Origin of the sequence: Anabaena azotica FACHB-119, assembly GCF_014697625.1 — a bacterium.
In the GTDB taxonomy this organism is placed as follows: domain Bacteria; phylum Cyanobacteriota; class Cyanobacteriia; order Cyanobacteriales; family Nostocaceae; genus Trichormus; species Trichormus azoticus_A.
Genome location: NZ_JACJSG010000010.1, coordinates 52,548 through 66,835, shown reverse-complemented (window position 1 = coordinate 66,835; position 14,288 = coordinate 52,548). Strand labels below are relative to the sequence as shown.

General features: G+C 44.0%; 9 protein-coding genes and 1 tRNA gene. 6 read left to right on the top strand and 4 right to left on the bottom strand.

The genetic code is table 11. The features are described 5' to 3' along the window. Entirely contained in the window at window positions 1-333 is a 333-nt protein-coding gene (locus H6G83_RS09200) for a DUF433 domain-containing protein (protein ID WP_190470297.1), read from the bottom strand. Between the two features lie 282 nt (window positions 334-615). Between H6G83_RS09200 and H6G83_RS09195 the strand changes: the two genes are divergently transcribed. After that, window positions 616-777 carry a hypothetical protein gene (locus tag H6G83_RS09195; protein ID WP_190470295.1) on the top strand — a complete coding sequence of 54 codons (162 nt, stop codon included), beginning with the start codon at window positions 616-618 and terminating at the stop codon, window positions 775-777. Between the two features lie 8 nt (window positions 778-785). Here the strand turns inward: H6G83_RS09195 and H6G83_RS09190 are convergent. Continuing rightward, window positions 786-859: transfer RNA gene (locus tag H6G83_RS09190), tRNA-Pro, on the bottom strand. Between the two features lie 315 nt (window positions 860-1,174). Here H6G83_RS09190 and lipA point away from each other — a divergent pair. The 4 genes from lipA (at window position 1,175) to H6G83_RS09170 (ending at window position 5,942) form a co-directional block, all read left to right on the top strand. Then, the gene (gene lipA / locus H6G83_RS09185; RefSeq protein ID WP_190470292.1) at window positions 1,175-2,059 is read left to right on the top strand and encodes a lipoyl synthase; all 885 of its coding nucleotides are present in this window, start codon (window positions 1,175-1,177) and stop codon (window positions 2,057-2,059) included. A gap of 160 nt (window positions 2,060-2,219) precedes the next feature. Beyond that, window positions 2,220-3,146 carry an NAD(P)H-dependent glycerol-3-phosphate dehydrogenase gene (locus tag H6G83_RS09180; protein ID WP_190470556.1) on the top strand — a complete coding sequence of 309 codons (927 nt, stop codon included), beginning with the start codon at window positions 2,220-2,222 and terminating at the stop codon, window positions 3,144-3,146. A gap of 644 nt (window positions 3,147-3,790) precedes the next feature. After that, window positions 3,791-5,041, top strand: a complete 1,251-nt coding sequence (sigC, locus tag H6G83_RS09175) for an RNA polymerase sigma factor SigC (RefSeq protein WP_190470287.1) — start codon at window positions 3,791-3,793, stop codon at window positions 5,039-5,041. Window positions 5,042-5,486: 445 nt separating this feature from the next. Then, on the top strand, window positions 5,487-5,942 hold the full coding sequence (locus tag H6G83_RS09170) for a Fur family transcriptional regulator (RefSeq protein WP_190470285.1): 456 nt from the start codon (window positions 5,487-5,489) through the stop codon (window positions 5,940-5,942). Between the two features lie 335 nt (window positions 5,943-6,277). On the opposite strand, the gene H6G83_RS09165 is transcribed toward H6G83_RS09170, so the two are convergent. Next, a complete protein-coding gene (locus H6G83_RS09165; RefSeq protein ID WP_190470282.1) occupies window positions 6,278-7,621 on the bottom strand; it encodes a peptidoglycan-binding protein in 1,344 nt (447 codons plus the stop codon). Between the two features lie 18 nt (window positions 7,622-7,639). Next, entirely contained in the window at window positions 7,640-11,860 is a 4,221-nt protein-coding gene (gene cobN / locus H6G83_RS09160) for a cobaltochelatase subunit CobN (RefSeq protein WP_190470279.1), read from the bottom strand. A gap of 83 nt (window positions 11,861-11,943) precedes the next feature. On the opposite strand from cobN, the gene H6G83_RS09155 reads away from it, so the two are divergent. Then, window positions 11,944-13,965 (top strand): GAF domain-containing sensor histidine kinase, encoded by a 2,022-nt coding sequence (locus H6G83_RS09155; protein WP_190470277.1) that lies wholly within the window; start codon window positions 11,944-11,946, stop codon window positions 13,963-13,965. Window positions 13,966-14,288: the final 323 nt, after the last annotated feature.

Sequence of the window (14,288 nt, the reverse complement as noted above, 5' to 3'; positions counted from 1 at the left end):
TTACTCTTGATTCTGCTGAGATAGTAAGCGATTACGTATTAAACTGAGGTCAGGTTGAATAGTAGACAAACGTTGCTGCACTGATTGGGCTAACTGTTCTCTCTGATTCAAGTATGCTTCTACAGCATCCTGATGCCGAAGATAGTAAGCAATTGCATTGTAGACATCAGACAATGATAGAGTCGAGTACCGATGAACAATAGACTCAGGGGAAGCACCATCTTGAAACGCTCGAATCACAGTCTCCAATAAAACCCTGGAATTGCCAACTCGAATGGCTCCGGTTTCATCTTCTCGCAGAGGCGGTGTCTCAGATTTCAAAACGAGGCTCATGGATTAACTTTCCTAAATCTGGTACAGAATAATCCTAACTTAACGTAGAGAGGATTTGCTTTTTTGATGAGCTAATGTTCTTATTCAGTATTACGCTTTTGGTGCTGCACTGCCCACCCTACAAATGTTTATTCAGTATCATGTTTTTGGTGGGCAATGCCCACCCTACAAATAATAATGACTAATAACTTTAGTTCATTAGCTGTGCAGGTATCATATAACACGATTGTATTATAGGGAGTGGGGTAATTAAATTAGTGGGGAAGGGTTTTTAATTGTTTTGTGACGAAACTAAGTTGTGTGGTTGCGATCGCAATTAGTTTGCTGACAAAATCGAATCCTGTGGTGGCGATCGCATATCGTTTGGTTACAAAACCGAATCCTGTGGTGGCGATCGCATATCGTTTGGTTACAAAACCGAATCCTGTGGTGGCGATCGCATAAAAAACAAATCGGGATGACTGGATTCGAACCAGCGGCCCCTTCGTCCCGAACGAAGTGCGCTACCAAGCTGCGCTACATCCCGTAAATAAAATCGTAAATCTCTCCCATTTTAACATAAATAATAGCGAATAGGCTATTACGTTTTTAAATTACGTCAACTGTTGGCGGTTGACAGCCCACAGGAAAAAATAGTAAATCAAAAACACATCTATATATAGCAGTTTCGATATTCGTGAAATACTTTCAATGTAGAGACGTTACATGTAACGTCTCTACATTGTGTTGGGTTCTACGCTTGTACCTCATCTAGCCAAAATATGCTGTATGTAGAAATGAATAGAAAGGAATTTGCTTGCTAGGATTAGATTTGTATAACATTCATTGGTGAAAGCGGATTGTGACTGTAAAACCAGACTGGCTGCGGGTAAAAGCGCCCCAATGGGAGCGTGTTGGTAACGTTAAAGAAATATTGCGGGATTTAGCCTTAAATACAGTTTGCGAGGAAGCGTCATGTCCGAATATTGGTGAGTGCTTCCAAGCTGGTACTGCCACATTTTTAATTATGGGGCCAGCTTGCACCCGTGCCTGTCCTTACTGTGATATTGATTTTGAGAAAAAACCCAAAGCTCTCGACCCCACAGAACCAACGAGACTAGCGGAAGCTGTGCGGCGGATGAGACTTAATCATGTGGTTATCACTTCAGTTAACCGAGATGATTTACCAGATGGTGGTGCATCACAATTTGTTAAGTGTATTGAAGAGGTGCGTGCAGTATCGCCCAATACCACAATTGAAGTGTTAATTCCTGACTTGTGCGGTAACTGGGAAGCTTTAAAGATAATTCTCCAAGCATCGCCAGAGGTACTCAACCATAATACAGAAACAATTCCCCGCCTGTATCGACGAGTCCGACCGCAAGGTAACTACGATCGCACCCTAGAATTACTGGAGCGATCGCGTCAAATTGCCCCTTGGCTCTACACCAAATCTGGTATCATGGTGGGCTTAGGTGAAACAGACGCAGAAATTCGCCAAGTCATGCAAGACCTCCGCGCCGTAGATTGCGATATCCTGACAATTGGGCAATATCTCCAACCCAGTCAAAAACACTTGCAAGTCAACGACTTTGTTACTCCAGAACAATTCGCCGCTTGGCAAGCCTACGGTGAAGAACTGGGATTTTTACAAGTAGTTTCCTCACCCTTAACCAGAAGTTCCTACCACGCCGAGCAAGTCAGAGAACTAATGCAGCGTCACCCCCGCAACAAGATTGTTGAGTAGGGAGTAGAGAGCAGTTGACAGTTGACAGTTGACAGTTGACAGTTGACAGGTGACAGGTGACAGTTGTTACTCTCCTCTGCTCCCCTGCTCCTCTGCTCCTCTGCTCCTCATCTCCCCCAGTCCCCAGTCCCCAGTCCCCATTCCCCATTTCTACCTATCAGTGCAAGAAACTACCATATCAATTTTAGGCGCAGGTGCTTGGGGTGCATCCCTAGCAAATTTAGCACTAGCAAACGGCCATAGGGTGCGTGTGTGGTCAAGGCAAGGGAATGAAACACTGGCAGAAGTTATCAAAGATGCTGATATCATCCTCTCTGCCATCTCCATGAAAGGGGTGAGAGAAGTTGCTTTAAAAATCCAATCTCTTACCCTTCCACCAGAAACAATATTTGTCACCGCTACCAAAGGTTTAGAACCTGAAACTATCTATACACCCTCGCAAATTTGGCAATCATGCTTTCCTAATCATCCAGTAGTTGTTTTATCTGGGCCAAATTTATCAAAAGAAATTGACCAATCTTTACCAGCCGCCACGGTAGTAGCTAGTAGTGTAGATAGCGCCGCCGCTAGGGTGCAGTTAGCATTTTCTTCATCTCGTTTTCGCGTCTATACAAATCCCGACCCTGTGGGTGTGGAGTTGGGCGGTACACTGAAGAATGTAATTGCGATCGCAGCTGGTGTATGTGACGGTTTGCAATTAGGCACTAACGCCAAAGCCGCCTTAGTCACACGCGGACTCACAGAAATCATTCGCATCGGCAATTGTTGGGGTGCGAAAACGGAAACATTTTATGGTTTATCCGGTCTAGGAGATTTGTTAGCCACCTGCAATAGTGCCTTAAGCCGCAACTACCAAGTTGGCTATCAATTAGCTAGTGGTGAAACCTTGACACAAATTCTTGCCAAACTACCAGGAACCGCCGAAGGAGTCAACACTTGTCAGGTATTAATCCAATTAGCTAGGCAGCAAAATATAGTTATGCCCATTACCGAACAAGTTTACCGATTACTACAAAGCGAAGTCACACCCAAACAAGCCCTTGATGAACTCATGCTGCGAGACATCAAGCCAGAATATGGTTATTAGTCAATGGTCATTAGTCCATAGTCCATAGTCCATAGTCAACAGTCAATAGTCAACGGTTAACCGACACCTAACAACTGATAACTGATAACTGATAACTGATAACTGATAACTGATAACTTACTGAGTCCCAAAAAATCCTGAGAAAAAAATTATAAAATCGTCAGGAAACTACTTGTGTATCCCTGTAGATGTGACTATCCCGATAGTAAACTTGATTTTTACTGAAATATGTTTATACAAAATACTCAAGTAACAGCTAATAGCCCAAAAGGTGAAAATGCTCACTAAGTAATTCGGAATATAAAGCAATACGGTTCAGATAACAGTAATTAACCGCCGATAAATAGGATAAACGCCGATAAGTTCAGATGTTTTATCATTTTGGCATCCAATTTAGCCTTAACTGAACTGTATTGAAATATAAAGTCTAATCGTGAATTTGAATAGCTATTGGTTCAATCAGACATTTAATAGCCGACTTTAGCGCGTCTGTAATGTCTGAAAAACAACCATTAAGGTTTTTTTAAAAAAATCTTAGTGAAAACCTCAACCGTGTTAGTTCATCTACAATCACGGGAACAATAGCAACAGTTAAAAATAATAGCTGACCGCAAATTGTTACCTGGAGCCATAGAGACGATCTTATGCCAGCAACATCTTATTTCGCAGATGCCACCTACAATTCCCAAAAGTCCCGTCAGGCTTTAGACACGGATTTCGCCATTGATGACAGTGATTTGTCGGTGGATGATATCCAAGAGTTAGAGATAGCTGCTGCTGATCCGGCTACTTTTGGTGCTAGTGCTAACCGTCGGAGTACAGACTTGGTACGTCTATACCTTCAAGAAATCGGTCGAGTCCGTTTGTTAGGACGAGACGAAGAAGTTTCTGAAGCTCAAAAAGTCCAGCGTTACTTAAAGTTGCGGACAGTTCTGGCTAACGCTGCCAAGCAAGGGGATGCAGTCGCTGCGCCTTATCTCCATTTAATTGAAGTGCAAGAGCGCCTAGCATCAGAATTAGGACATCGCCCTTCTTTGGAAAGATGGGCATCTACAGCAGGTATAAACTTATCTGATCTTAAGCCAATTTTATCAGAAGGTAAACGGCGTTGGGCAGAAATTGCCAAAATGACTGTAGAAGAGTTGGAAAAGATGCAATCCCAAGGTCTTCAGTCAAAGGAACACATGATTAAGGCTAATTTGCGCTTAGTTGTGTCTGTTGCTAAGAAATATCAAAATCGGGGTCTAGAATTATTAGACTTAGTGCAAGAAGGTACTCTCGGCTTGGAGCGAGCTGTTGAGAAGTTTGACCCCACTAAAGGATATCGTTTTAGTACCTATGCTTACTGGTGGATTCGTCAAGGAATTACAAGAGCGATCGCTACTTCTAGCCGCACAATTCGTCTCCCTGTTCATATTACAGAAAAATTAAACAAAATTAAAAAAGCTCAACGTAAAATTGCACAAGAAAAAGGTCGCACTCCTACCTTAGAAGACTTAGCAATTGAGTTAGATATGACACCCACCCAAGTACGGGAAGTTCTCTTAAGAGTTCCTCGTTCTGTTTCTTTAGAAACTAAAGTTGGTAAAGATAAAGACACCGAATTAGGCGAACTATTAGAAACTGATGGTGTCACACCTGAAGAAATGTTAATGCGAGAATCTTTACAAAGAGACTTGCAACATTTATTAGCTGATTTAACCAGCCGTGAACGTGATGTTATTTTAATGCGTTTTGGTTTAGCTGATGGTCATCCCTACTCATTAGCAGAAATTGGTCGCGCTTTAGATTTATCACGGGAACGAGTACGCCAAATTGAATCCAAAGCCTTACAAAAGCTGCGTCAACCAAAACGCCGCAACCTCATTCGTGACTATTTAGAGTCTTTGAGTTAGTTGTATAGTCAATAGTCAATGGTCAATAGTGAAGAAAATTAATGCTATAGATTATTGACTCTGGACTATTTATTTGCTTGCAACTACATTAATTGTTATTACTAATAGTTACTTGTGGCTTATAAGGAATATTTGCAATTAGTGAAAATGTATTTTTGCAAACTATTTCTTGAAAGAATGAGTGCATCAGTATTGAAATGATCTGCGCTCAACATCCACAATGCTGATGTAGCTAGCAATTGGCAATTATCGGTTCAAAACTCAAAACGCATAGTTTTGGGTTTTGAATTGTTATTGGGGAGCATTATTACTTAATTTTTTTATGTATATTTGACTAAGTTTTTTTAAACCTTTAATAATTATTCTCAATAAGCTATGTTTGTTGCAAACCACTCCCGATATTTGTTATATTCTCAACTAACGAGCTTTGTTGAGAAAAATTAGTATGACTGTTTACACAACTACTTCACTCAAGGCAGAATTAAACGAGAGAGGCTGGCGTTTAACACCTCAGAGGGAAACTATATTACACATTTTTCAAGAACTTCCCCAAGGTGAACATCTCAGTGCAGAGGATTTGTATCAACGTTTGGAAACTGACGGTGAAGGTATTAGCCTCTCAACTATCTACCGGACTTTGAAGTTAATGGCGCGGATGGGGATTTTGCGTGAACTGGAACTGGGAGAAGGACATAAGCACTACGAAATTAACCAACCTTACCCCCATCACCACCATCACTTGATTTGTGTCAGATGTAACGCCACAATTGAGTTCAAAAACGATTCAATTTTAAAAATTGGGGCAAAAACTGCTCAGAAAGAGGGTTTTCATCTGCTTGACTGTCAAATGACAATCCATGCGGTATGTCCCAAGTGCCAACGCGCACTTATGCCACTTTAGCACCTGGGAGGGTTCCAATTCAAAATTCGCTCATTCACAATTCACAATTAAGAAATCTAGATAATGTAGTAGGGGACAGAGGACAGGGGACAGCTTTAACAGCTTCTGTAGATAAAGATTTTACGATTTATCAATGTCCTAACCCATGTGGCTACTGCTATATACAGATTTCTAAGGAATGAGTTGATTGTTGAATTTTGCCACATTTTGAGAAGATAACAGAGAGAAGTTACTCAATCACTGAGAAATGAAAGAAATTTTGAGAAATTTCTCGTTAGTTGTTATCGGAGGTAAGCAAACTGTTAAGGAATTATACTCAAATACCGAAGCGGAGGCTAAAAGTTTCCGCTTCTCACATCAGTGAGGCTGATACCGTAAAACTCTTGGGCTTGCTTGATGGCTTTTCTTGTATCATCTGCCATGAGTCCGTTGAGCTGTCCTTTATAAAAACCTCTAGCTTGCAGTCGTCTTTGAATTTCTAAGACATTGAAATCACTCTTGGGAGTTTTGTTAACCAAGCTATATAATCTGGCTCTAGTAGTGGGGCCTGCAATACCACTAGCAGCTAGATAATTAGCGGCTTGAAATCTTTTTACAGCCTCTGCTGTGTAAGGGCCAAAATAGCCATTTGGCTGTCCTTGTAAATATCCGGCTTTGATTAATTGTTCTTGTAGGACTCGCACAGCTTCGCCGCGATCGCCTACAGTCAGTGTATCCTTAGCAGTTGTTCGCTGAGGAGGATTTTCTCCACCAATACCTTCTGGTGGTAATTTGCTGAGTGTGGCAGGCCCAACAATACCATCTGCATCCAATTTATAAGCGGTTTGAAATCTTTTTACCGCTTCTTCCGTGATGGGGCCAAATATACCCGTAGCATTACCATAATAGAAACCAGCAACTCGCAGGCGTTGTTGCAATGATCTCACATCTTCACCCTCATCACCTTTGACAAGGTAGTTAGGACTACGGCGCTTATTAGTGGCTGCATTCACGGTAGCAGTTGTATTGTTTGTTCTAGTCTGTGTATTAGCAGCAGTGGTATTGTTGCTTCTGGTTTGGGTATTAGCAGCAGTGGTATTGTTACGTCTGGTTTGGCTGTTAGCAGCAGTGGTATTGTTGCTTCTGGTTTGGGTACTAGCAGCAGTGGTATTGTTACGTCTGGTTTGGCTGTTAGCAGCAGTGGTATTGTTGCTTCTGGTTTGGGTATTAGCAGCAGTTGTAGTATTGCTTCTAGTTGGCGTACTAGCGGTAGTGAATTGCTGAGTTTGATTAGCTACCGGAGATGAACGCCATTGATTTAATTTTTCTATGGTGCTAGCACTTGCAACACCATCAACTGGCAAACCAGCAGCCTCTTGAAACTGGCGAATGGCTTGTTCTGTGGTAGAATCATACACCTGAGTTACAGGCGCTTGATAAAAGCCTGCTTGTTGCAGCTTTTGTTGAAGATTTCTGACAGAAGGCCCTTGATCCCCTCTTTCCAATGCCCAAGCACTACTGACGCTGCTGAGAATCGATAAGGTGAGCGCTAGGGGTAGCATATGCTTCCAAGCTCTACTTGATAGCCGTTTCCAGTCTGGTGTAGCTGCTTTGTTCAATAAGTAGCTTAAAGATACCAAGTCACTGGGTTCACCGTCTTCGTAGGCGAAAGCTAGTTGCAAATACGCTAAGTTGTCCATATCGGTTGACTACACCACTTATTTTTCTTCGATGGTTGCTTCTGCTTGATGTACTAAATTACGTAAATCTTCTATTGTCTGTGTATCTACATTCTCCCATAAACCGCGTTTGTGTGCTTCTAATAATCGTTCAGCAATATCACGCAGTGCATGGGGATTTTTCTCTTCAATATATGCGGAAACTACCGGATCAAGCAAGTAGGAGTTCATAATACCTTGATACATATAGTCTTCCACACATCTAGCCGTGGCATCATAGGCGAAAAGAAAATCTACGGTAGCCGCCATTTCAAATGCGCCCTTATACCCGTGGCGCATCATACCTTCAATCCACTTAGGATTAACTACACGCGAACGATACACCTTAGCAATTTCCTCTCGTAGTTGGCGGACTTTTGGTTGGGAGGGTAGGGAATTATCGCCAAAATAAGTGGTGGGATTTTTCCCTTGGATGGAGCGTACAGCCGCCGTTAAACCACCTTGAAATTGATAATAATCGTCAGAATCAAGCAAGTCATGTTCCCGGTTGTCTTGATTGTGGAGGACGATTTGCATTTGTGCCAAGCGTTGGGTGAAGGCTTCGGGGGCGGGGACTGGGGATTGGGGAGTGGGGGGAGATGAGGGAGATGAGGGAGATGAGGGAGTGGGGGGAGATGAGGGAGATGAGGGGGATGAGGGAGTGGGGGGAGATTTTTTGTTATCTGCTACTATTTCCTCTGCTACCTTTCCCCCTTCCCCTTTTCCCTGTACCCTATCCCCAGTCCCCAGTCCCCTGTCTCCTGACGAATAGGCGTAGCAGCTCCAGTTAATGTAGGCGTTGGCTAGGTCTTGGTCGTCTTGCCAGTTTTGTGATTCGATTAAACCTTGGAGTCCTGCGCCGTAAGCGCCTGGTTTGGAACCAAAGAGGCGGTAGCGCGATCGCTCGAATGCTATTTCTGGAGTTAAGCCTTGTTGTATCCCAGACTCAGTATCTTTGCGGACTTGGGCGGCTAGGGGGTTTTGGTCTTCTGGTTCATCTAGGGCGGCGACGGCGTTGACTGCTTGCTCGAATAAATCCATTAAGTTGGGGAAAGCGTCGCGGAAGAAGCCGGAAATGCGTAAGGTGACATCTACACGGGGTCTGCCTAAGATGCTTAAGGGCAGTATTTCTAAATCTACTACCCGTCGGGCTGCACCATCCCAGACTGGGCGCACACCTAATAAAGCCAAGGCTTCGGCTATGTCATCGCCACCAGTCCGCATTGTGGCTGTTCCCCATACAGATAAGCCTAGTGTTTTGGGATACTCGCCATGCTCTTGGGTGTAGCATTCAATTACGTTCTCTGCCGCCTTTCTGCCGATATCCCAGGCGGTTTCTGTGGGGATGGCGCGGATATCAACGGCGTAAAAGTTTTTACCTGTGGGTAATACTTCTGGTCTTCCGCGTGTGGGTGCGCCAGAGGCGGCGCTGGGGATGTAGCCACCATCTAGCCCATGTAGGAGGTTGGTAATTTCTGCTGGGGTTTGTTGTAGGGAGGGGAGGAGTTTGGCGGTGATCCAGTTGAGGACGGTGGTGAGTGAGGGAGATGGGGGAGTGGGGGGAGATGGGGGAGTGGGGGGAGATGAGGGGGATGAGGGAGATAATTTTGAATTTATGAGGTTTTCTACTAGTAGGGCGGCTTGTTCTTCTAGGATGGTGACGGCATCGCCGACTATGTGGCAGGGGTTTGGGGTTTTGTCGGCTAAGAGTTGTTGAGTTTGGGTTGAGAGGGGGGTGTTGAAGTTGTCGGTGAGGGGGTCGATATCTAAGCCCCAAGCGTCGGCTAAGGCTCTAGTGATGCCTGGGGAGTGGCGGTTGGGGATGCGGGCGATCGCTACTATTAAGTCTCGCAGTTGTCTGCCTTGGGGACATTGCCCGAAAATGTGCAAACCGTCTCTAATTTGGGATTCTTTTAATTCGCAGAGATAGCCATCTAAGGAGTTCAAAATTAAAGTTTCAAAATTGGCGATATCTTCTTGGTTTTGAATGCCTAAATCTTTATAAAGATTTTCTTGGATGACTAAATCACGGATGCGATCGCGAATTGCTCCTAAGCGAGAAGGATCTAAACTTTCTGCTTCGTAATACTCATCAATTAAATTTTCTAGCTTTTGCAAAGCACCGTATAACTCAGCGCGGGTCATCGGGGGTGTAAGATGGTCGATAATCACCGCCTGAGCGCGGCGCTTGGCTTGGGAACCTTCACCTGGATCATTAACGATAAATGGGTAGAGGTGGGGCATAGGGCCGAAAGCGACTTCTGGATAGCAATTTTGGGACAAAGCCAAGCTTTTACCCGGTAGCCATTCTAAATTGCCATGTTTGCCCACATGAACGATCGCATCAGCACTAAAACATTCCCTCACCCAATAATAAAAAGCTAAATAAGCATGGGTAGGTTCTAAATCCGGCGCGTGATAATTCAAGCTAGGGTCATTATCATAACCCCGTGATGGTTGGATACCCACGAATACGTTGCCTAGTTGAATGCCGGGGATGGGCAGGGGGGCAGGGGGGCAGAGGGGCAGAGGGGCAGAGGGGCAGAGGGGCAGAGGGGCAGAGGGAGAATTACCTCGTTGTTCGCCTACTTCCCAGTCCCCAGTCCCCAGTCCCCATCTTTCGTTAATACCCTGCTGCACTGCTATAGGTAAAGAAGCGAAATATTCCTGATACTCTTGGGCTGATAGGCTTTGCTGTACTGGGCGTAGTTCTCTGCCTTCTGGATCATTGGTTACGCCAGATGTGAGTCGTTGAATTAGTTCGTCGCTGTTGCTGGGTGGGTTTTCTACTAAATATCCTGCTTGCTGTAATGCTTGGAGGATTTCTACACAACTTTGGGGGGTGTCTAATCCGACACCATTGGCTAAACGTCCGTCGCGGTTGGGGTAGTTTGCCAAAATTAAGGCGATGCGGCGCTGTTGGGGTGGTTGGGAGCGTAGGTGTACCCAATTGGCGGCGAGTTGGGCGACAAATTCGATGCGATCGCTCACTGGTTCATACACTACCACATCCGTTTCTAAATCTGGATTGCGGGTTTGTACTGCCTTAAATGATACGGCACGGCTGATAATTCTACCGTCTACTTCTGGTAAGGCGACGTTCATGGCAATGTCGCGGGGAGACAGTCCATTTAACTGCGCTTCCCATTGTTCGGCAAAGCCGCCACTGAGGATAACTTGTAATACAGGAACATCCAATTTTTCCCAAAGTTCAGTTTGGGGCGTTTCCGTTTCTAACCGCGCCAAGGAAAAGCTTGTGGTGTTGAGTAAAAGGGAAATTGGCGGCGAGTCTTTAGGTTGAAAAAACTCAGTTAACTCTACTTGCACATCAGGATCACGCAAGGAAGAGATAAATACTGGCACAGGCTGTAAATTTCTCCGCCACAAAGCTGCACACAACGCCTCAATTACTTTGGTATTTCCCGCCAAGTAGTGGGCGCGGTAGAAGAGAATCCCGACTTTGGGTATTGGGGATGAGGGAGATGAGGGGGATGAGGGAGATGAGGGAGATGAGGGGGATGAGGGAGATGAGGGAGATGAGGGAGATGAGGGGGATGAGGGAGATGAGGTAAGGAGAAATTCTTCCCCATCTCCCCCCCCTTCCCCCACTCCCCCATCTCTTCCTACTCCCCCCACTTCCCCCACTCCCCCATCTCTTCCTACTCCCCAGTCCCCAGTCCCCAGCAACCCAACACGCGGAACCCTTTGCGGTGCGGGAGGATTGTATGCAGTTGCTAAAGATATGTCGGAAATAAATTGTAGGGCGTTAACTATGTTTTCTACGCCGCCTTCGTTAAAATACTGCCATATTTGGTTAACAGTGGCGGCAGGCACGGTAGACTGAGAAATTAAGTCAGGATCGAGTGCATCGTCTCCTGGCATTACAATTAAGGTTATATTGTGACGTTGCACGATTTCTTGCACAACTTCTAAACCATATGCCCAATAGGAACGCCCTCCTAGTAGGCGCAAAATGATTACTTGAGCAAGTTCTAAAACTTGTTCACCATAAGTATCTATGCTTATTTGTTGTTGCAATAACAACAAATTCGCTACTCTAATTGCAGGAAATGAATTTGGTAATTTGGGGATTGCAGCTGCCAAGGTTTGAATATCGGTATCAGCAGCCGTAATCAACACAAAGGGAGCTGGGGTTTGTTCCAGAAAAAAAATACCTTCTGACTGATTCCATCCTACCGATGTGGTATTTATACGATGCATAATCCTTTATTACCGCTTTAAACTGTGGTTAGAACGTAATTAAATAATTTGTCAGCCCAGCCCCTCTTAACAGACTATTAAAAATGCTGAGTTCTCCTGATTTGAGCTTTTCTCGAAATTTGCCTTTAGTTGTATTTAATCAACTGGGGGAATTATTGCAACAAATGGCTCAATCGGTGGATACTACTTTGTTAATCACTGAAGCTTTATTGTCACGGGTGCGTGTCCCCAAGGAGTGGCAAAGTCAAAGGTTTACCTTGCTGGTTTCTGAACGGTTTAGTGCGCTTTTACTGGGTAGTTGGGAGCAAAAGCAAGTCCAAGAGTCGCCAGCTTGGGTGGTTGCTAGGTCTTCCTCGGCGAATCAAAGCATTGCAGAAAGTAGAGAAACGCCAGAGCAAGATGTATACTCAGCTATCAACAATGCTAACGGACTACAAGCGCCACTCACAGAACTTAATACCTGCTTGACGTTTAATTCAGAGGCGATCGCCTCCTTTCTCTCGCAGTTGAGAGACTTGTTTAGACATGATTCCTATACTCACCAGCATCTTGAACGCTATCGGCAACTTCTTCGACCTAATGATGCTACACTCCAAAGTCAATTCACTTTGTTGTTATTAGAACATTTGTTACCTCAACAAAACCAGGAAGCGACGGCATCCCCCAGTGTAAATAATCATCAAGAAGTGTACGCTTGTCAAGCAGTCGAAGAGGCGTTGAAAAAACAAATTTCCCAAGAGCGACTGTTAAATCAAGTTAATACCCAAATTCGCAAAAGCTTAGATTTGCCAGTGATTATGGCAACTGCGATCGCTCAAGTGCGGGAGTTTTTGGAATTAGATAGGTTGGTAATATATAAATTTGAGGGTTCCCAGGTCAATAGCCAAAACTCAACGCCACCTCAAATCCCAGACTGGCAAAAATCTGGGGCTTGTATCGTTTATGAAGCTCTGGCTACAGAAGATATACCATCGGTACTACATTATCAAGAACAAACTTGCTTCGCCCGTAATTCTCCCTGTTGGGAAAAGTATCGTCAAGGATTTACTTTGGTTGTAGAAGATGTAGAAAAAGTCTACGCTTTAGAAGAATGCTTGTTAAATTTCTTGAGGGAAAGCAAAGTTAGAGCCAAATTGGCAGCACCAATTATTTTTGAAGATAAACTTTGGGGTTTACTGATTGCCCATCAATGCTATAATTCCCGCCAATGGTCTGAAAGTGACAAGAATTTACTTATTTCTATTGCCGAACAATTAGCGATCGCTATTCATCAAGCAGAATTAATGCGATCTCTGCAAGAAGCGGCGCGAAAGCTGACTCAAGAAAAACAAACCTTAGAACAGCGCGTAATTGAACGCACAATGGCGTTACGTGATGCGCTATTGGCGGCGGAAGCAGCTAGTCGTCTGCGGAGCGAATTTTTAGCTACTATTAGCCACGAATTACTCACACCTTTAACTTACGTAATTGGGATGTCTTCTACTTTATTACGCTGGCCTATAGGTGAGTTGAGTCAACGACAAAGAGATTATTTACAAACAATCCACGACAGTGGCGAACATTTGTTAGATATGATCAACGACATCCTCGATTTATCACAAATTGAGGCGGGGAAAACAGTCTTAAATCTTATCGAATTTTCTTTAATCAAGATAGCAGAAAATACGATAGAATCTTTATTAGACAAAGCTAGAGATAAACAAGTAAATCTGAAACTAGATTTGCAAATAGATCCCAGACGCGATCGCTTCACCGCCGATTCACCCAGATTAGAACAAATTCTCTGGAATCTATTAACTAATGCCATTAAATTCACCCCAGAAGGTGGTAGCGTTACCTTACGCATTTGGGTAGAAGATGACACCGCTATCTTCCAAGTAGAAGACACAGGTATTGGTATTCCTGAAGAACAATTACCATTATTATTTGAAAAATTTCAACAACTCGATACACCCTATCGCCGCCGCTATGAAGGTACAGGTTTAGGTTTAGCGTTGACGAAACAATTGGTAGAACTACATCGCGGGCGCATCGAAGTTGAATCAACTGTAGGTATCGGTTCAGTTTTCACCGTCTGGATACCATCTCAAGAAATTAGAGAGTAGTATAGCAGGGGACAGGTGATAGGGGACAGGTTACAGGTTAAAAAGCTGCTTTCTATAAAGTAAATATTAAGTAGTGGCGTGGCAATGCTAAGATGTTGGATTAGATTTGAAAAAAATCGAACGCAGATGTTGGCGCAGCCTTCCCGAAGGGTACGCAGATGACAAGATGATAGATTTTTCGGCGTTGCTGAATTAGAATATGAAATCGCAAAATGACCGTCCTTTTTCTTTGTAACTTAGCGCCTTTGCGTGAGACAAATTCATATCTTGATTCAGCAACGCCGATTTTTCACTAATGCACAAGTTTAGTCTTGCCAGTCCAC

Bases quoted from the DNA above. Each gene is read 5' to 3' on its own strand.
- H6G83_RS09200 (WP_190470297.1), bottom strand. From the start codon at position 333: ATGAGCCTCGTTTTGAAATCTGAGACACCGCCTCTGCGAGAAGATGAA.
- sigC (WP_190470287.1), top strand. From the start codon at position 3,791: ATGCCAGCAACATCTTATTTCGCAGATGCCACCTACAATTCCCAAAAG.
- H6G83_RS09170 (WP_190470285.1), top strand. From the start codon at position 5,487: ATGACTGTTTACACAACTACTTCACTCAAGGCAGAATTAAACGAGAGA.
- H6G83_RS09165 (WP_190470282.1), bottom strand. From the start codon at position 7,621: ATGGACAACTTAGCGTATTTGCAACTAGCTTTCGCCTACGAAGACGGT.
- cobN (WP_190470279.1), bottom strand. From the start codon at position 11,860: ATGCATCGTATAAATACCACATCGGTAGGATGGAATCAGTCAGAAGGT.
- H6G83_RS09155 (WP_190470277.1), top strand. From the start codon at position 11,944: ATGCTGAGTTCTCCTGATTTGAGCTTTTCTCGAAATTTGCCTTTAGTT.